The organism is Pseudomonas sp. RIT-PI-S (assembly GCF_025642975.1).
Taxonomy (GTDB): domain Bacteria; phylum Pseudomonadota; class Gammaproteobacteria; order Pseudomonadales; family Pseudomonadaceae; genus Aquipseudomonas.
The window spans coordinates 327,910-346,554 of the sequence record NZ_JANZKJ010000002.1 but is presented as its reverse complement, the minus strand read 5'-3'; the positions used below and the strand labels follow the sequence as shown (position 1 = coordinate 346,554).

18 protein-coding genes are annotated in these 18,645 nt (G+C 59.3%); 6 read left to right on the top strand and 12 right to left on the bottom strand.

Translation table 11 applies throughout. The annotated features are described in order from the left end of the window. The first annotated feature begins 13 nt into the window (after positions 1–13). Positions 14–526, top strand: a complete 513-nt coding sequence (locus tag OGL93_RS05595; protein WP_263261388.1) for a dihydrofolate reductase — start codon at positions 14–16, stop codon at positions 524–526. A 126-nt stretch (positions 527–652) separates the two neighbouring features. Here OGL93_RS05595 and ilvD read toward each other — a convergent pair whose 3' ends face one another. Next, positions 653–2,491, bottom strand: a complete 1,839-nt coding sequence (ilvD, locus tag OGL93_RS05590; protein ID WP_263261387.1) for a dihydroxy-acid dehydratase — start codon at positions 2,489–2,491, stop codon at positions 653–655. A 480-nt stretch (positions 2,492–2,971) separates the two neighbouring features. Here ilvD and mgtE point away from each other — a divergent pair, with 480 nt between their 5' ends. Beyond that, entirely contained in the window at positions 2,972–4,300 is a 1,329-nt protein-coding gene (gene mgtE, locus OGL93_RS05585) for a magnesium transporter (RefSeq protein ID WP_263261386.1), read from the top strand. A 47-nt stretch (positions 4,301–4,347) separates the two neighbouring features. Here the strand turns inward: mgtE and OGL93_RS05580 are convergent, their stop codons facing one another. The 4 genes from OGL93_RS05580 to OGL93_RS05565 all read right to left on the bottom strand — a co-directional run bounded on the left by OGL93_RS05580 (position 4,348) and on the right by OGL93_RS05565 (position 9,562). Continuing rightward, complete coding sequence (locus OGL93_RS05580) at positions 4,348–5,541, bottom strand: MFS transporter (protein ID WP_263261385.1); 1,194 nt, start codon at positions 5,539–5,541, stop codon at positions 4,348–4,350. Then, positions 5,538–6,443: a diiron oxygenase gene (locus tag OGL93_RS05575; RefSeq protein WP_263261384.1), complete on the bottom strand. Its 906-nt coding sequence runs from the start codon at positions 6,441–6,443 to the stop codon at positions 5,538–5,540. The genes OGL93_RS05580 and OGL93_RS05575 overlap by 4 nt, the downstream gene beginning before the upstream one ends. Beyond that, positions 6,424–7,491, bottom strand: a complete 1,068-nt coding sequence (locus tag OGL93_RS05570) for a SagB/ThcOx family dehydrogenase (protein WP_263261383.1) — start codon at positions 7,489–7,491, stop codon at positions 6,424–6,426. Before OGL93_RS05570 ends, OGL93_RS05575 begins: the two co-directional genes overlap by 20 nt. An 874-nt stretch (positions 7,492–8,365) precedes the next feature. Beyond that, entirely contained in the window at positions 8,366–9,562 is a 1,197-nt protein-coding gene (locus tag OGL93_RS05565) for a class I SAM-dependent rRNA methyltransferase (protein ID WP_263261382.1), read from the bottom strand. A gap of 192 nt (positions 9,563–9,754) precedes the next feature. Between OGL93_RS05565 and mutM the strand changes: the two genes are divergently transcribed. Together mutM and OGL93_RS05555 are read left to right on the top strand one after the other, a co-directional pair. After that, a complete protein-coding gene (gene mutM, locus OGL93_RS05560) occupies positions 9,755–10,567 on the top strand; it encodes a bifunctional DNA-formamidopyrimidine glycosylase/DNA-(apurinic or apyrimidinic site) lyase (RefSeq protein WP_263261381.1) in 813 nt (270 codons plus the stop codon). Between the two features lie 81 nt (positions 10,568–10,648). Next, complete coding sequence (locus OGL93_RS05555) at positions 10,649–10,990, top strand: multidrug transporter (protein ID WP_263261380.1); 342 nt, start codon at positions 10,649–10,651, stop codon at positions 10,988–10,990. A 5-nt stretch (positions 10,991–10,995) separates the two neighbouring features. On the opposite strand, the gene OGL93_RS05550 is transcribed toward OGL93_RS05555, so the two are convergent. From OGL93_RS05550 to OGL93_RS05540, 3 genes are all read right to left on the bottom strand, one after another. Continuing rightward, the gene (locus tag OGL93_RS05550; RefSeq protein ID WP_263261379.1) at positions 10,996–11,247 is read right to left on the bottom strand and encodes a YfhL family 4Fe-4S dicluster ferredoxin; all 252 of its coding nucleotides are present in this window, start codon (positions 11,245–11,247) and stop codon (positions 10,996–10,998) included. Positions 11,248–11,339: 92 nt separating this feature from the next. Beyond that, the gene (gene coaD / locus OGL93_RS05545; protein ID WP_263261378.1) at positions 11,340–11,819 is read right to left on the bottom strand and encodes a pantetheine-phosphate adenylyltransferase; all 480 of its coding nucleotides are present in this window, start codon (positions 11,817–11,819) and stop codon (positions 11,340–11,342) included. 113 nt (positions 11,820–11,932) lie between these two features. Beyond that, positions 11,933–12,151 (bottom strand): phosphopantetheine-binding protein, encoded by a 219-nt coding sequence (locus OGL93_RS05540; RefSeq protein WP_263261377.1) that lies wholly within the window; start codon positions 12,149–12,151, stop codon positions 11,933–11,935. A 236-nt stretch (positions 12,152–12,387) separates the two neighbouring features. Between OGL93_RS05540 and OGL93_RS05535 the strand changes: the two genes are divergently transcribed. Then, positions 12,388–13,083: a TetR/AcrR family transcriptional regulator gene (locus tag OGL93_RS05535; RefSeq protein ID WP_263261376.1), complete on the top strand. Its 696-nt coding sequence runs from the start codon at positions 12,388–12,390 to the stop codon at positions 13,081–13,083. Positions 13,084–13,120: 37 nt separating this feature from the next. Beyond that, complete coding sequence (locus OGL93_RS05530; protein ID WP_263261375.1) at positions 13,121–14,044, top strand: sulfurtransferase; 924 nt, start codon at positions 13,121–13,123, stop codon at positions 14,042–14,044. Here the strand turns inward: OGL93_RS05530 and OGL93_RS05525 are convergent. The 4 genes from OGL93_RS05525 to OGL93_RS05510 are packed head-to-tail and all read right to left on the bottom strand — an operon-like array spanning position 13,941 to position 18,424. After that, the gene (locus tag OGL93_RS05525) at positions 13,941–15,014 is read right to left on the bottom strand and encodes a hydrolase (protein ID WP_263261374.1); all 1,074 of its coding nucleotides are present in this window, start codon (positions 15,012–15,014) and stop codon (positions 13,941–13,943) included. The genes OGL93_RS05530 and OGL93_RS05525 overlap by 104 nt on opposite strands. 8 nt (positions 15,015–15,022) lie before the next feature. Beyond that, the gene (gene rsmD, locus OGL93_RS05520) at positions 15,023–15,616 is read right to left on the bottom strand and encodes a 16S rRNA (guanine(966)-N(2))-methyltransferase RsmD (RefSeq protein WP_263261373.1); all 594 of its coding nucleotides are present in this window, start codon (positions 15,614–15,616) and stop codon (positions 15,023–15,025) included. Continuing rightward, a complete protein-coding gene (locus tag OGL93_RS05515; RefSeq protein WP_263261372.1) occupies positions 15,616–17,076 on the bottom strand; it encodes a pitrilysin family protein in 1,461 nt (486 codons plus the stop codon). The genes rsmD and OGL93_RS05515 overlap by 1 nt, the downstream gene beginning before the upstream one ends. After that, entirely contained in the window at positions 17,069–18,424 is a 1,356-nt protein-coding gene (locus OGL93_RS05510; protein WP_263261371.1) for a pitrilysin family protein, read from the bottom strand. The genes OGL93_RS05515 and OGL93_RS05510 overlap by 8 nt, the downstream gene beginning before the upstream one ends. Between the last annotated feature and the right edge of the window lie 221 nt (positions 18,425–18,645).

Here is an 18,645-nt window from a genome sequence, read left to right as displayed (position 1 = left end):
TATCCTCGCCGGCATGAATAAGACCCTCACTCTAAGCTTGATCGCCGCGCATGCCACGAACGGCGTCATCGGCATCGACAACCGCATGCCCTGGCATTTGCCAGGGGATTTTCGCTATTTCAAAGCGACTACCTTAGGCAAGCCCATCATCATGGGCCGTAAAACCTGGGACTCGCTCGGCCGCCCGCTACCCGGCCGTCTGAACCTGGTGGTCAGCCGCCAGGTAGGGCTCAGGCTGGAAGGCGCCGAGGTCTATCCGTCACTGCAGGCCGCTGTGACCCGTGCCGAAGCCTGGGCGCGTGAGCAGGGTGTGGGCGAGGTGATGCTGATTGGCGGCGCCCAGTTGTACGAGCTTGGCTTGCCGAACGCTGACCGGCTGTACCTGACCCGAGTTGAGGCCGAACCGGACGGCGACGCCTTCTTCCCGGCTTTCGACCGAACGGCCTGGAAAAAAGTAACGGACACACCCAACCCGGCAGAGGGCGCAGCCCCGGCTTATCACTTCGAAGTGTGGGAGCGGGCCTGATTTAGGCTTGGGATAAAGACATCCCGGCCGCTATGGGACTAGGCGCAGCCCGGGCACCCTCGCCGCCGGCAAGCCGCGCTGCTATAGCGGCCGGCATCCGATCGACGCCGGCCTTCGCCTATAGGGTTAGCCGTCGAGCATGGCCTTGTTGCGCACAGCGCCCTTGTCGGCGCTGGTGGCCAGCAGGGCATAGGCCTTGAGCGCGGTGGTCACCTTGCGCGGGCGGGCCTCGGCGGGCTTCCAGCCTTTTTCATCCTGGTCGGTGCGCCGCGCGGCCAGTTCGCCGTCATCCACCAGCAGGTTGATCGAGCGGTTGGGAATGTCGATCAGCACTTTGTCGCCGTTGCGCGCCAGCGCGATGGTCCCGCCGGCAGCAGCTTCTGGCGAAGCGTGGCCGATGGATAATCCCGAGGTGCCACCAGAGAAACGGCCATCGGTGAGCAGCGCGCAGTCCTTGCCCAGCCCCTTGGACTTCAAATACGAGGTGGGGTAGAGCATTTCCTGCATGCCCGGGCCGCCTTTCGGCCCTTCGTAGCGGATGATCACCACGTCGCCGGCTTTCACCTCATCGTTGAGGATGCCCCGCACGGCGCTGTCCTGGCTTTCGAAAATCTTAGCGTTGCCCTCGAAGCGGTGGATGGACTCGTCCACGCCCGCTGTCTTGACCACGCAGCCATCCACCGCCAGGTTGCCGTAGAGTACCGCCAGGCCGCCTTCGAGCGAGTAGGCGTGTTCCAGGTTGCGGATACAGCCCTCGGCACGGTCATCGTCCAGGCTTTCCCAGCGGGTGCTCTGGCTGAACGCTACCTGCGTGGGGATGCCCGCCGGGCCCGCGCGATAGAACTCACGCACGGCTTCGTCGGAGGTCTGGGTGATGTCCCATTGGGCAATGGCCGCGGCCATGCTCGGGCTATGCACCGTGGGCACGTCGGTATGCAGCAGGCCCGCACGCGCCAGCTCCCCCAGGATGCCGAAGATGCCGCCTGCGCGGTGCACGTCCTCCATGTGGTACTTGGGTGTGTTGGGCGCCACCTTGCACAGCTGCGGCACCAGGCGGGAAAGGCGGTCGATGTCACGCAGGTCGAAGTGCAGCTCGGCCTCTTGGGCCGCCGCCAGCAGGTGGAGAATGGTGTTGGTGGAACCGCCCATGGCGATGTCCAGGGTCATCGCGTTCTCGAAGGCCTTGAACGATGCGATGGAGCGTGGCAGCACCGATTCGTCGTTGTCGTGGTAATAGCGTTTGGCGATCTCCACGATGGTACGGCCAGCGCGTAGGAACAATTGTTCACGGTCGGAGTGGGTTGCAACGATCGAGCCATTGCCTGGCAGGGCCAGGCCCAGGGCTTCGGTCAGGCAGTTCATCGAGTTGGCGGTGAACATTCCTGAGCATGAGCCGCACGTGGGGCAGGCGCTGCGTTCGTACTCGGCGACTTTTTCGTCCGAAGCGGTGCTGTCAGCAGCGATGACCATGGCGTCGACCAGATCCAGTCCGTGGCTGGCCAGCTTGGTCTTGCCGGCTTCCATCGGGCCGCCAGAGACGAAGATCACCGGGATGTTCAGGCGCAGGGCCGCCATGAGCATCCCGGGCGTGATTTTGTCGCAGTTGGAGATACAAACGATGGCGTCCGCGCAGTGGGCGTTGACCATGTACTCCACCGAGTCGGCGATGATCTCGCGGCTGGGCAGGGAATAGAGCATGCCGTCATGGCCCATGGCGATGCCGTCGTCCACCGCGATGGTGTTGAACTCCTTCGCCACGCCACCTGCGCGCTCTACCTCCCGGGCGACCAGTTGGCCCAGGTCCTTGAGGTGTACGTGGCCAGGCACGAACTGCGTAAAGGAGTTGGCGATGGCGATGATCGGCTTTTTGAAGTCGTCGTCTTTCATCCCCGTAGCACGCCACAGGGCGCGGGCGCCGGCCATGTTGCGGCCATGGGTGGACGTTTTCGAGCGGTAATCAGGCATGGAGCACTCCGGGCGGCAAATCAGGTTCCAGGGAAATTGAGCCTTATGCGGTTCCGGGCCAGGTAGCCGTTGGGCTGCCCTCGCGGAAGTGGCCGACAGCTGCGCGGGATCGCCGCAAGCTCGGGCCTGGCTCATAAACCCGCCGGGGGATGTTTGGCGATGAATAGCTCGATTCTACACCGCTGGCGGCCCGAAGGAACGCGATTGCTGACGGTGGGCGTTTCTCGCCAGGAACAGACAACGGCTGTAGGAATGTTCGGAGAAACGTTTCAGCAGGCCTGGTTGGGCTGGTTTCGCTCCGTCTGCCTCCCTACTATCCCCTCCGCCGCATATGCGGTGATCAGAGAGCCCCTGAATGGACCTTCCCAGGTCATTGACCTACCACTACTCGACGATACAGGCGTGCTGGCGCCTGGCCCGGTGAGCTGAGCGGCTAAGCGTCGCATGTTCCCGGCCGCGCCAATGCGCCCGGAGAACCTTATGACCCATACCCTTTTCCCTTCCACCGCACCGCTGGACCAGCCAAACGTGGCGACCGCCGCCAAGGCTCAATTGGCCGCGGACATCGCCCGCTACCTTGCCCTCATGAACTGCGAGGCGGCCCTCGAAACCCTCGGCAGGGTAGACCTTGCCAAGCGCGCCGAGGTGTTCGGCTACCTTCCGCTGGCGCGCCAGGTCGAACTGACCGCGCAGATGCCTCGGGTACAATTGGCGCGGCTGGTCAGCGCGATGTCCGCCGACGAGCGCGCCGACCTCTTCCAGCGCTTGGGGGAGAGCGTGCGCGGCACGTTGCTCACCGCGCTCGCCCAGGCGGAGCGGGATGATCTGCTCAAGCTCAGCGCGCACCGCGAAGGAACTGCCGGCGCGATCATGACCAGCGAATACTGCACGGTCGACGCTGCCATGAGCGTGGCCGACGCCATTGCTTCCTTGCGCCGTAGCGCGCCAGAGGCCGAGACCATTTACCAGGCCTATGTGCTGGACGCGCAACGGCGGTTGGCCGGGGTGCTATCCCTGCGTGATCTGGTGCTGGCCGAACCAGGCGCCAGCGTTGCCAGCCTCGCTAGCGACCAGGTAGTGAGCGCGCCAGTAGGCTGCCCGCAGGAGCGAGTCGCACGGCTTATCAGCGACTATGACCTGTTGGCATTGCCCATCGTCAATGACGACCAGCAACTGGTGGGGATTGTCACGTGCGACGACGCGATGGACGTGGTGGTCGACGAGGCGACCGAAGACTTCCACAAAGGTGCCTCCATCGCCACGCACATTGGCAATTTGCGCGACGCCACCGTGGGCTTGCTGTACCGCAAGCGGGTGCTGTGGCTGGTGCTGCTGGTGTTCGGCAACCTGTTCTCTGGAGCCGGGATCGCCGCGTTCGAGGATGTGATCGCTGCCAATATCGCCTTGGTATTCTTCCTGCCACTGCTGGTGGACAGCGGTGGCAATGCCGGTGCCCAGTCTGCGACCCTGATGGTGCGCGCGTTGGCGACGGGGGAAGTGGTGCTGCGCGATTGGGTCAAGCTGCTTGGGCGCGAATGCCTCGTCGCCCTGGCCCTGGGCATTACCATGGCTGCCGCGGTGGCGCTGCTTGGGGTAATGCGAGGCGGCCCAGACATTGCCGTGATTGTGGCCAGCAGCATGGTCATTATCGTGATGGTAGGCAGCGTGATCGGCATGAGCCTGCCGTTCCTGCTGAGCCGCCTGCGGATGGACCCCGCTACCGCCAGCGGGCCCTTGATCACGTCCATTGCCGACGCGGCCGGGGTGCTGGTGTACTTCGCCATCGCCAGCCAGGTGTTGGAGCTTTAGATACGCCCGCACCAAGACTGCCCGCAGGCTCTTTATGTGTTCGGCAACTAATGAGGGCTTAGGTGAACGCACAATGGGCGGAATGTGCAAAGTAAAAGGCCGGTCACTGCCATTAAGAATAGGGCAGTGGGCAACAGCCATTGTGCGAACGGTGCGAACAGCCCAAGGCCAAAGCTGATCGCACCCCCACCGACGAACATCAACGTATTCAGTCCAGATGCCGCCGTGCCAGCTCGTTGAGGCATGGCTTCCATAGCGATAGTTGTTGCGGCCGGCCTGGCCAGGGTCACGCCGCAACTAGAAATGATTATGGAGCTTATGACCGTGAGGCTCGTCATGCCTAAGAGCGTGTGCAAGATGGCCATGCTGAGACTGCCTGCGACTATGAGCCAGAGGCCGATAAAAATTTGGGTGCGGTTACTTATTCTTCTGCTTAAAAAGTTGGCAGCAAAACCACCTGCGACGTAGGAAGTTCCATATAGCAGCATAATTGCACCATATTGTTCCAAGCTGAGTTGAAGCATTTCAATGAAAATCACGGGCGACAGAATGATGAAGGAAAAATGACTTGCAAATGTGATCGTCGCTATAAGGCCGCCGTGTATGAAGCGGATAGTATCAACTGTGAAAAGAGCTGCGCTGCCGGCTAAAATAGGGGGTTTAGTAGTTTTTCCTGGGAGTGCCATTGCAGCAATCATGGCGACTACTAAACCCAGCGCGGCGAAGGCATAGAAACTGCCTTTCCAGCCATAATAATTTTGGAGAAGAACTCCAAAAGCAGGCGAGATAGAAATGAAGACTCCGCTTGCTGATGTGAGTAGAATACGCTGTCTCATTCTCTCGTAAGGTGAAAAAATATCTTGAATAAATGCCTGAGATAATACGAATCCGCCGCATCCAATAGCCTGCATTGCCCGGAAGGCATAAAATTTTTCCGTACTGTCTGCCAGTGCACATCCCCAAGAGCCACATATGGCCATTGTTAGGCAGAATAGAAAAGTTCGCTTCCTTCCGATTTGATCAGATATTGGCCCAATAATACTTTGGGCTATCGCCACGCCTACTGTGAAGAGTGCGATTCCAGCGGATGCTTCAGATGTTGTGATTCGGAACTCATCTGAGATAGAAGAAATGGATGGAAGTATCACGTCTAGTGGGATAACTCCTAAAGCACTCATCAAAATTAGTAGGAATGCAAGAGATGGTTTCGACTTAAGACTATCAAAAAAATTAGTCTTCATGCGTATCCTCGGTTAATGATGTCAGCCTCCGCGGTAGAAAATAGACCTAGCCTTTTCAAAACGCGCAGCGGAGTAGTACAACGTTCTTTCTTGGCCGCTATGAGGTTGGTTCTAGCAGAGGCTATTAGTCCATTCACATCCTCTTCGTTGCCTTCCGAAAGTAATAGGCGGTGTGTCATATTTGGCTCATCGACTTCGAAAAAAATATCTAATATGTCGAGAAGGACAGGGATCATAGGGGTCAAGCAAATTTTCTTGTGAAGTTCTACAAATAGCTCGCAAAAAAATTCACAGTGCCTCGCCTCGTCATACATATGATCCTTAAACATGGCAAGTACGGGCTTTGAGATTGAAGGAAGTTGCAGGTTTGCAAGCTCTTTGGAGATTAGCGTCTCAGATGCAAAAGCCTTTAAAAAGCAAATAATTTCATTCGGAACAAAAATTTCTTGGGACGATGAGAGGCCTGCTAATCGCGTTATTCGGCGAGAGGCGGTCAACGACTTTTTCAAGCAATAATTTAATCCGACCGTAGATGATAGTCGGTGTGAAAAGTACGCATGGTATCCTTCGTCAGTATAAAATTGATAGGCTTGATCTTTTAGTTTGGATGGAAAGTCTTGAAATAGCTCTGATGTTACTACGAGCTGTAGAGCAGGATTTACGATAGTGTGCTCTAAAGTTACGGTGTATTCTAAGAAATCTTGGAGATGATATGCTAACAGCCTTCTTTGGTTTTGCAATGGTAAAGCAGATATTACGGGGCTATCAAAATAACCGGTCATTTCCCTTGGAAATAGATCTTTTTTAAAGTCCGATATGGTTAAGTCATATCTATAAGCTCTCGCCCTTACGCAGGAATGGGTTTCCCATTGGTACCCTTTTTTACACGGAATTATTTTCATTTCCATTCAACCTTTGCAATAGCGCTTTGGAAATTGGTGAATCGGTGCCATGACCAGCAGCAATACAAAAGAAAACTTGCTCATGAGTGCCGGCTATACCAAGTTCTGTTTCAATAATCGTGTCTTCTAGAGCCCCCGTAATCCAACTCTTTAAGCCTGTCGCAGCTATTGATAAAAGCGCAGTTTGTGAATGATGCCCGAGCTCAATGAGCGCCATTCTGTATGCTCTAGAATGGCTGTATTTCCACCACAGCCTATTTAGGCGAGACGTCAATAATATGGCAAAAGCGGCGGTATCCGAGAAATGCTGACCATTCGTTATGCTCCCCAGATCTCGTCCCGTAGACTTTATTAAGATGATGCTATGGTCATTTGGATCATATTTATAGAAGCCTCGCTTTAGTTCACCTACCGAATTTATGTAGACATACCCATTAGTGGCGTTCATGCCACCGCCGCTCGGGCTATAGCGACGGATCGAAAATTCTAAAGGTATATTTTGGTTGTTTTCTGCCTGACGGAAGCCAAGGGTCGCCTTCAATACTACGCTTAGCTGCTGCAAGTTTACCGGCATCGCGTGGAAGTCTCGACATGTCTTTCGTAATAGGAAAGCATCTTCGAGTGTAATTATAGGCATGGGGCTTGTCGGAAGCGGAATTTTTTCTAATTCTAGAATGGATGTTGTGGGCGGTTTTTGATTGGTTTTTACGAGTATTTCTTCGCAGTGGGCAATATAGGCCTCGGCCCAGGCTTCTTCATCTGCGGGGCAGTTGGATGTATCAAGATCTTTGGTGCCGTAATGAAATATTTCAGACAAAATGTCCCAGCCCCAATCGCGGGTACAAGATGAAAAATCTTTGACCAAGCCGTAGTCCGCGAGATCTTTGTCTATAGGGTTGTGCGGGTCGTACATTTGCGGTTTACACATCAGTTCTACATAGCGCAGGCTATAAGATGTAGAAAGCTGATATTGTGTGTGTTCGACGTAGTTCCAAGCAATTATGGCGTTGTCTTTTGATAGCAGTATAAAGTCGGTATTGATATTCATATGGATGGGCCCTGAGGTGGTAGCAGGATTCTGCTACCACCTTGAACTTTGCACCTAGTTGGATGTTCTTAGGAAACAATTACTACGCAGTGCAGATTTTCCATTTTGCGATTCTCAAGACTTACCTTTTTCATGATTTTCTCCTTGAAGTCACGACATGTGACAGTCACAGAGTAATGGCAGGAATTTTATAATCAAGGGTCTGGTAGGGCGCGAAGGGCTGAAAATACTGTAGGAAACTTTACTGTTTGCTTTGAAAACCGCGTCAGAACGGATTTAGGCCAGTTTTAATTTTTTTAGCTGGTCGACATGCCGGCATGGAGGCTAGTGCATGGCAATTTCTAGGCAAGGATAGTCCAGCGCTGGTTGGTTAAGTTTCCGAATGTTACGTATTAGGGGATGGAACTTAAACGCGCTAGGGTGTAACTCATCAAGCTCTTGCCGCTCGGGAGCCCAAGCGATCGCTACCAAGCGTCATCCACACGGATTAGAACTGAAATATTTTGGTACTCGACGATGCTGCGTTGAAAATCGGTTCGGAATGCTTATTTACGCCAAGTAAACCTGAATGCAGGCCCAGTCTGCCTTCTCGCCTGACCTTCGTTCCAAACGATTTCGTACAGGGTTTAGTCGATTGGCGTTAAGGGTAGCTGTGGGCGGGCTGTGAGGCGAGATGGAGATTCCATGGGTAAAGTTATTGTCAAACAGGTGCCGTAGATAGCCGAGCTTGCTCGCGAATGAAAGCTGGCAGAAGAGGGCGCCGCGCCAGCGCCACTACGTGCTCAGGATAACAAGTCGTCCACGTCACAAAGGGGCGCCGCGCAGGCGAGGGGCGGCTTCATTTCTCTCAATTTGGAGAAATATGGAGCCTTCGTTAGCTATTAGGCAACAACCGGCAAGTAATGCTCTTGATGTAACGGGTTTCTGGAATGGCTGGGTGTACCGGGTGGTCCGGGCCCTGGCCGCCGCGTTCGAGTAGCTGGAGGTTACGGTCCAGGTGGCGGGCGCTGGTGAGCAGGATGTTTTGCAGGTCGTCTTCAGGCAGGTGCATCGAGCAAGACGCGCTGACCAGGATGCCGTCCTTGCCGAGCAGGCGCATGGCTTGTTCATTCAAGCGGCGGTAGGCCCCTTCGCCGTTCTTCAGGTCTTTCTTGCGTTTGATGAAGGCAGGCGGGTCGGCGATGATCACGTCGAAGCGCTCTTCAGCTGCCTTGAGCTCCTTCATGGCTTCAAATACGTCGCCTTCGATGCAGGTGACTTTTTCCGCGAAGCCGTTAAGGGCAGCGTTACGCTCAACCCCATCGAGCGCAAAGGCCGAGGCGTCGACGCAGAACACTTCACTGGCGCCGAACGCCCCGGCCTGCACCCCCCAGCCACCGATATAGCTGAACAGGTCCAGCACACGCTTGCCCTTTACATAAGGCGCCAGGCGGGCGCGGTTCATGCGGTGGTCATAGAACCAACCGGTTTTCTGCCCTTGCATCACCGGGGCCTCGAACTTCACGCCGTTTTCTTCCAAGGCCACCCATTCCGGTACCACGCCAAAAGGCGTTTCCACATAGCGCTGCAAGCCCTCGGCATCCCGCGCCGAGGAATCGTTCTTGAACAACACGCCGCTAGGCTTGAGCACCTGGATCAGTGCCGCCAGCACGTCGTCCTTGTGCGCTTCCATCGTGGCGGAAGCCAGTTGCACCACCACAACGTCGCCGAAACGATCCACCACCAGGCCCGGGAGTAGGTCAGAGTCGCCATAAACCAAACGATAGAACGGCTTGTCGAACAACCGCTCGCGTAGCGAAAGCGCGACATTAAGCCGATGCACCAGTAAGGATTTGTCCAGCGCCAGGCGTGGATCGCGTGACACCAGCCGCGCGCAAATCAAGTTGTTCGGGCTAACCGCGACCACTCCCAGCGGCTTGCCACCAGCGGCTTCGAGTATGGCCTGGTCGCCTGCCTGAAAGCCATGCAGTGGTGTCGCGGCAACGTCCACCTCGTTACTGAACACCCATAGGTGACCGGCGCGCAACCGGCGGTCGGCGTTGGCTTTAAGGCGAAGGCTGGGCAGGGACATCAGGTCGCTCCGAGAAAAGAGCGCGATTATACCCGGGAGCGAGCCCCAAGGCCCGAGTGGCCGACATGCAGCGGCGCAGGCGATGGAGGGAACCCAGCCCAGGCGCTAAGGCTCGATTATGTGGCGCTGAGCGAATACGCTTTCGGCACCCATTAACGATTGTCCGAATGGACGCCGCTACCGAGCCAATGCATGCCTGAACTGCCAGAAGTTGAAACCACCCGCCGAGGTATCGCGCCTCACCTGGAAGGGCAGCGCGTTTCCCGCGTTATCGTTCGAGATCGGCGGCTACGCTGGCCGATACCGGACGATCTCGACGCACGGTTGTCCGGGCAGCGCATCCTTGCGGTGGAGCGGCGGGCTAAATACCTGCTGATCAACGCTGAAGTCGGCACCCTTATCGCGCACCTGGGGATGTCCGGCAACCTGCGGCTGGTGCCTGTCGGGCAAGCTCCACTAAAGCATGAACATGTGGATATCGAACTGGAGAGCGGCCTGGCGCTGCGCTATACCGACCCGAGGCGTTTCGGCGCGATGCTCTGGAGCAATGATCCGCACGCTCACGAGCTGCTCAGCGGTCTTGGTCCTGAGCCGTTGACGGATGCTTTCGACGGCGACCGCCTGTTCACGCTGTCGCGCGGCCGTAGCGCAGCGGTCAAGCCATTCATCATGGATAACTCGGTGGTAGTGGGCGTTGGCAACATCTACGCCACCGAAGCCCTGTTTGCCGCCGGCATTGACCCACGCCGCCCCGCCGGTGGCATTTCTCGGGGGCGTTATCTCCGGTTGGCGGTCGAAATCAAGCGCATCCTGGCTTATGCCATCGAGCGCGGCGGCACGACACTACGGGATTTCATCGGCGGCGATGGGCAACCCGGATACTTCCAGCAAGAACTGTTCGCTTATGGCCGAGGCGGCGAGTACTGCAAGGTATGCGGGAAGATACTAAGAGAAACACGCCTCGGGCAGCGGGCCAGCGTATATTGCCCGGGATGTCAGAAATAATTCGCCGCCTGACATCCAGCCATGCGCTGATATAGTCAATTGACCTCGCAGTCGTTTTCCCGGTGGGAAAAAGGAAGCCACATGAAGCCGTTCCGTGTCCTAGCGTTCATCCTGGCCCTGGTTGTAGCGCTGCCGTGCCTGTCCGCCGATCTTGAAGTGGCGCAGACCAACAGCAGTGGCGACCCGGTGTATGACGTCCAGGCCCCGCCCGGTTACGCCATGATTGGCGACCTGCTGGTCGCGCGGCCTTTGCTGATTGCCGCCACGGTGATAGGTGCTGGTGTGTTCGTGGTGTCGCTACCCTTTACCGCGTTGGGGGGTAACGTTGGGGCGGCCGGCAAGGCACTGGTGGTAGATCCCGGCAAGGCGGCCTTCGTGCGCTGCCTGGGCTGCACCGAAAGCGGCTATAACCGGCGTAACTGAACGGTTCAGGATTTGCCGGTGATTCGCTGATACTTAGCCATCAACTGGTCATGGCTTTCTGGGTTGGCTTCGTCCAGCGGGATGCAGTCGACCGGGCACACTTGCTGGCATTGGGGCTCGTCATAATGGCCAACGCATTGCGTGCACAGGCTTGGGTCGATCACGTAGATCTCTTCCCCCTGGGAAATAGCAGCGTTCGGGCACTCGGGTTCGCAGACGTCGCAATTGATGCAGTCGTCGGTGATGATCAAAGACATGGAAACTCCAGCCCAGGCCGGCGCCTGGGCGTTTAAAGACAGTGCGCGCATTTTGCCCCAATCACAGGCGCCTTGCACGCCGGCATGTCGGGTCAGCCGTTGAAGCGCTGCTTCAGGGCATCCGCTACCGCGGGATGCACGAACTTGCTGATATCCCCTCCCAAGGCTGCGATCTCGCGCACCAAGGTGGAGGAAATAAACGAATAGCGTTCCGAGGGCGTCAGGAACAGGCTTTCAATATCCGGCGCCAGCTGACGGTTCATGTTAGCCAGCTGGAATTCGTATTCGAAATCCGACACCGCGCGCAAGCCGCGCAATAGCACATTGGCGCCCTGCTCCTTGGCGAACGCGGCAAGCAGCGTCGAAAAGCCCACTACCTCGACATTCGGCAGGTGACCCGTCACTTCACGGGCCAGCGCTACCCGTTGCTCCAAGGGGAACAGTGGATTTTTCTTGGGGCTGGCAGCGACAGCGATCACAACGGTGTCAAACAGGCGGGAAGCCCGCTCGACCAGATCGCCATGGCCCTTGGTAATAGGGTCGAAGGTGCCTGGATACAACACTCGGTTCATCGCGTCGTCCTGAGGGGAAGCCGTTAGGGACTGGGATGGTAGCGCAGCCAGCAGCAGGCACGCCAGCGATGCGGGCCGTTGGGCCGTGGGCCCATTGCCAACAGCGTTCGACGCTAGGCGGCGGTCGCAGCAAGCAGCCCGGCGGGCGTCGGGTTGGCATAAAAGCGCCGAACGTCCATCCAGGCGCTATAGCGCAGGCTCAGTTCGTACACCATGTGCAGCACCTGAACCGAGTCCCCACCCAGCTCGAAGAAGTTGTCCTGGTCATTCACTACATCGACCTGCAGGTGTTTCTTCCACAAGGCGACCACGTCATCACGCGATAAATTCATTACAGCCTCACTGGCGTGAGGGCGTCGGCTTACGGCTGTCAGCGCCCTGTGTATAAACGCTAGTGGTGGCACAGCGCCACGTCAAGCAAATCCGTAATCATCCATGCGCTGCTTGGCAAAAACGCCTCGTCTTATTGCAGCGTCTTTAGGGCCAAACTGCCGATTCTGCGCGCTGTGTGTCACTATCGCGCACACAATGACAATGCCTGGCCCGTACAGGCCAAGGAGCGCGCACAGTGAAGGCGGCGTCTAAAACCCGCGAGCGCATCGTAAGCATCAGCCTCGCGCTGTTCAACGAGCATGGCGAGCGCAGCATCTCGACCAACCATATCGCAGCCGCGGCCGACATCTCGCCAGGCAATCTCTACTATCATTTCGCTAACAAGCAACAGATCGTTGCCGTGCTGTTCGCCCGATACCAAGGCAGCGTCAGTCAAGTATTGCTGCCTCCTGTAGGGGCCGCATCCGGGATAGAGCGCTTGCGCGATTGCGTTGGTGGCGTGATCACCGCCATATGGGACTATCGCTTCATCTACCGCGACTTGGAGCATCTGATACAAGCCGACCCGGCCCTTGCCGCCGATCACCAGGCGTTTTCCGTCGATTGCCTGCGAGAAGCGCGCAACTTGCTCGAAGGCTTGTGCGGGTGCGGCATGCTCGACATGACCGCGCAAGCGCAGCAGGCCGTGGCGATCAACGCCTGGTTGATTCTCACATCATGGGTTCGTTATCTCTATACAACGCTGCCGGCGCCCGCCATTACGCCTGCCGCAGTACGCCGGGGAGCCTGGCAGGCGCTGAGCCTGCTGCAAGGCTTCGCCACACCACAAGCGAGTTCCGCGGTGGCGGCATTGATGGCCGAATTCAAGGGGGGCGACCGCGCCGAGACAAGCCCCCGGGCCATGGCGCCGGTTTCCGGAACTTCAGCCTGACCTGCGGATCAATCCTCCATTTCCCGGGGAACCTGACATGCCCATCGCCCAACTGATCACGCCCACGCAACTGTACCAGCGGCTCGAAGAGCCAGGCTTGGTCATACTGGATTGCCGTGCCTCGCTGCAGGATCTGGATTATGGCCGTCGCAGCTATGCCCAGGGGCATATCGAAGGGGCGAGCCTTGCAGACCTGGAGCGTGATCTGAGTGGAAAGGTCGTCAAGGGCGTGACCGGGCGTCATCCATTGCCAAGCCCGGGGCATCTGCTCGATCGCCTGCAGACCTGGGGTATCAACGCCGGCTCCGATGTGGTGCTTTACGACGACGGCCCTGGTGCTTACGCGGCGCGGGCCTGGTGGCTGTTGGTCTGGTTGGGCAAGCGCAGCGGGGTGTACATCCTCGATGGTGGGCTCAAAGCCTGGCATGAGGCGCGCTTGCCGTTGAGCCTCAACCCGCCGCCGGGCGAACGGGGGCACTTTGGCGGCAAACCGGACGCCGACTTGACGGTTACCGCGCACCAGATCCATGAGCACCTGAGTGACGACCGGCTTACCCTGCTGGACGCCCGGGCACAGGCACGCTTCAACGGCGACGCGGAACCGATCGACCCTGTCGCCGGGCACATCCCCGGGGCGTACTGCCTGGATTTCACCAAGAACCTTCAGCCGGACGGTACCTTCCTGCCGCCCGAACAGCTGCGTGAGCGCTTTGCGCCCTACCTGCCAACCGCAGGGGCGGATACGCAGGTCGTGGCGTATTGCGGTTCTGGGGTCACTGCTTGCCACAACCTGCTGGCGATGTGCTTGGCAGGCCTTCCGCTGGCAAAGCTGTATGCCGGTTCCTGGAGTGAGTGGATCACCGACCCACAACGCCCGGTGGCCACTGGGCCGACTCCGTCAACGGGCCGTCCTGCCTTGGCGCAGCCACTGCCGCCGGTGTTAGTGCCTCAAGGCCGCTGAGCCATTGCGGGATGCGCCGCTCCAGGTAGTACTCTGGGTTGCGCAGGCTGCCCTCGACGAACCCCACGTGACCGCCCCCGGCATGGCGTTCGAAGAGCGTACCGGGGGCCAGTTCATCGGCTTCCGGGAGGCTATGGGGGAAAACGAAAGGGTCGTCTTCTGCCTGGATCATCAGGCAGGGCCGCTTTATCTGCTTGAGGTAATAACGGCTCGATGAGCGCCGGTAGTAGTCCTGAGCATCGTTGAACCCATGCAGTGGCGCGGTGATTCGCCCATCGAAGTCCCAGAACGTGCGGATACCCTTCAAAGGCCCCAGCGCGGCCAGTGCGGCCAAGTGTTGCCCATGGCCCTCCCGCTCGAAGCGTTGCTGCTTGTGCTTGAGGTAACCAAGCATTTCCTTCATGAAATGCGCTTGGTAGATCCGCGAAAAGCCCAGGCTGATACGGTCGGCGCACTGATCGAGACGGAAGGGCACGGATACTGCGACGCCGGCTTGCAAGGGGCAGGCATCGCCGGTTTCGCCCAAATACTTGAGCAGGATATTGCCGCCCAGCGAGTAACCGACTGCATACAACGGTGCCAGGGGCCTGCGTGCGCGTAGCAGCTCGATCACCTCGGCAAGGTCTTCGCTGGCGCCGGAATGGTAACTGCGCGGCAGTAGATTCGGCTCACCCGAGCAGCCGCGCCAGTTCAACGCCACGCTGGCCCACCCCTTGCCCGCCAAGGCGCGTTGCATGCCCAGTACATAAGGCGATAGGGAGGAACCGGTCAGCCCGTGCAGCACAATCACCAGCGGCGCTTGCGCCTGGTGCGGGCCGTGCCAGTCGATGTCGATGAAGTCACCATCGGCCAACCATAGCCGCTCGCGGGTCCTGGCCAACGCGAGGGGCTTTCGCCACAGCGGCCCCCATAGCGTCTGCAGGTGCGGGTTACGCAGGCCTCGAGCGGGCTGGAAGCCGGGCGTGGTCATGGCAGGGTTCAATAGCCTTTGGCCCAAAGTGCGTAATAGACCTGCCCTGCCTGTTTTTCCCGATGCAGGCGCCAGCTGGCAGGCATGCCAAGGGCGGACGGCGGGGTTTCGCTTTCGGTGTAGATCCAGGCTTGCTCAGCCAGCCACCCTTTGGTGTCGAGCAAGTCACACACCGGCTCGAGCAAGTTTTGATGGAATGGGGGGTCTAGAAACACGAGGTCGAAGGGATGCGCCGGCTGGTTCTCCAGGTAGCGAATGGCATCGCCCTGCAACAGCTGGCCGACTGGGCACTTGAGCAGGTCCAGGTTGTCGCGCAGGCTGGCGATGGCCATCGCGTTGTTATCCAGCGCCAGGCCCATGGCCGCGCCCCGCGACAACGCTTCGAGGTAGAGCGCGCCGCTGCCGGCGAAGGGGTCCAGCACCCGGGCCCCGGCCACGTAGGGGGCCAGCCAGTTGAACAGCGTTTCTCGCACCCGATCCGGAGTGGGACGCAAGCCTGGGCCGTCTGGGAAGGTGACCCGTCGGCTTCGCCATTGGCCGCCGATGATGCGCAATTGACCTTGGCCACCATGCGGGCCGGATTTGGCAGGTTGAATAGCCATCAGTGCTCCGGGGTACCGAGCGGTGGCTCGGTGGGGTTGTCAGTGGGAGGGGGCAAGGGGTCCTGGGCCACGGTAGGCCCTACGGTGACCACGAGCATCTTGTCGGCATCCAGGTGCCGGTTCAAAGCGCTCTTCACCTGCGCGGCGGTTAACTGCTGGGACTGCGCCATGAAATCCTCCAGATAGGACGGCGGCAGGTTGTAGAACCCCATGCTTGCCAGTTGCCCAACGATGCTCGCATTGCTGGCATTGGACAACGGGAAGCTTCCCGCAAGTTCCTTCTTCGCTGCTGCAAGTTCCGCTTCGGTCGGGCCATCGCGCAGGTAGTCGCGAAGCACCTGACGTACCAGTTCCAGGGTGCCCTGGCTAACGGGTGCGCGGGTTTGCAGGCTGATGCTGAACGGGCCCCGCCCCTGCATCGGGGAGAAGCCGGAAGAGATCCCGTAAGCCAGGCCTCGACGCTCACGGACTTCAGTCATCAGGCGGGTCCCAAAGCCGCCACCCCCAAGAATCTGGTTTCCCATGGACAACGCGGCGTAGTCGGGATCGTTGCGGTCGATGCCCAATTGGCCAAGCAGCAGGTGGCTCTGCTTCGATGGGAACTCGATATGAGTCGTCGTCGCCAGGTTGACCCTGGCCGGCTGCACGGCGGGCAGCGCGGGGCCCGTGGGCAAAGCATGGGACACCTGCTCGGCAATGGCTTCAGCCTGGGCGCGATCGAGGTCACCAACCAGTGCAATGACGGCGTTACCTGCCGCATAGGCTCGTTTATGGAAAGCCCGCATCTGCTGCACGGTGATCGCCTGAACGGACTTGGCGTCGCCCTCGCTGGCATGCGCATAGGGATGATCCCCATAGAGACCGGCCATGAATGCCTGGTTGGCCAGGTGTGCCGGGCTTTGCTTTTGATATTCAAAGCTGGCCAGGAGCTGGTTCTTCATGCGCGTGACCGATGCTGCCGGGAATGTCGGCTGGCCTGCCACCTGGCTGAACAGCGCCAGGGCCGGCTCGCGCATGCGCTCGTCCACGAGGCTACGCAGGCTGAGCACTGCCATGTCCCGATAGGAACCATTACCGAAGTCCGCGCCCAGCCCCTCGAACCCACGAGCGATGGCGTCGACGTCCTTACCGGGTACGCCCTCATTGAGCATGGCGTTGGTCAGCAGGGCCAGCCCGGGAGCGCTACCGTCCTGGGCGCTGCCGGCGGCGAAGGTCACCCTCAGGTCGAACATCGGCAGCTCATGCGCTTCCACGAACAGCACTCGCGCGCCGCCGCTGGTCACCCAACGCTGCACATTCAGTTGGCGGTAAGTAGGGCTCGCGGCCTCGGCGCTGGCGAGGGTTTCCAGGCGGCTGGTGGCCGGGGAAGGTGTTTGGGCAGGTTCGGCTGCGTGGGCTGGGCCGCTGGCGATGGCAAGCAAGGCCAGCAGCAAACCTGCAAGCGGGCGGTGCTCAGTCATGGGGCGAAGCCTCTGGAAGGATATGGGCAACGGTGAGTCGGCTCGGGGTGAACCAGGTACGTGCGGCCTGGCGGATGTCTTCAGGTGTTACCTGGCTAAGGGCATCCACTTCGCCGTCGAGCAGCATCCAGGACAGCCCCACAGTTTCGAGCTGGCCGATAGCGGTAGCCTGGGCGGTGATCGAGTCCCGGTCATACACCAGGCCCGCCACGTACTGGGCACGCACCCGGTCGAGTTCCTCGGCCGAGGGCGGCGTGCGCTTGAGGTCATCAAGCAGCCCCCAGAGCGCTTTTTCTGTGTCTGCGAGGGTTTTGTGCTTTTCGGTATTGGGCGTGGCGGAAAGGATGAACAGGCTGTCGCCCCGGTCGAACGCATCGTAGCTGGCGGAGGAGGTGGACACGACCTCCGAGCCGCGCTCCAGGCGCGATGCCATGCGCGCGCTGTAGCCGCCATCGAGCAGGGCCACGGTCAGGCGCAAAGCCTGAATGCTGCGGGCGTCACTGGCAGTGGCGGCACTGGGTACGTTGAAGGCCATCAACAGGCTCGGCAGTTGCGTGCGTACCTGCAGCGTCAGCCGTCGCTCGCCTGGCTCCGCCAGCTCCAGAGGACGCTTGGCCGCGGGTACCGGACGCTGTGGGATGGCGCCGAAGAAGCGCTGAGCTAGCGCCTTCACCGCCTCGGGCTCGACGTCCCCGACCACTACCAGCGTGGCATTGTTAGGTGCATACCAGGTGCGGTACCAGTCCCGCAGGTCGCCTACAGTCATGCGTTGCAGGTCGGCCATCCAGCCGATAGTGGGCGTGCGGTAGCCACTGGAAGGGTAGGCCGCTGCCTTGAACAGCTCGAATGCCTTTTGCGAGGGTTTGTCGTCGGTGCGCAGGCGGCGCTCTTCCTTGATGACCTCGATTTCCCGGGTGAACTCGGCTTCCGGCAAGGCGAGGGTAGCCATGCGATCGGCCTCCATTTCAAACGCAACTGGCAACCGATCGCGCGCCAGTACCTGGTAGAAGGCGGTGTAGTCATCGCTGGTGAAGGCATTTTCTTCGGCGCCCAGGTCGCGCAGCAGGCGCGAGGCTTCGCCCGGGCCGAGTTTGCTGCTGCCCTTGAACATCATGTGCTCGAGTGCATGGGACAGGCCGGTCTGGCCGGGGCCCTCATAGGTGGAGCCCACTTTGTACCAAAGCTGCGATACCACCACAGGTGCGCGGTGATCTTCGCGCACAACGACCTTGAGCCCGTTGGCCAGAACGTATTCATGGGTGGGTTGCGCGGCAAGCGAGATGGAGGTCAGCGAGTAGCAGGCCAAGCCTGCCAGCAACCTGGCGAGGCGGCGTGGGAGAACAGTCATTTTCGTTGTGGAACCTGTACGGATGCCCCCTTGGCCTTAGCGTCGGTGGGCGAGGAGGTGCTAGGATACTGATCCGCCCGGCCTACGGCCACGCCTGTGGCAGCGGTTTGCCTGGTGTCTCGGCTCAAAATGTTGCACGAACGCGCCGGGCAAAAAAGGGTCTGTTCTGCGACCTCCAGATTTCCCGAAGCGCCCCGGCTGGCGCTTCGCTACCTTGAGAT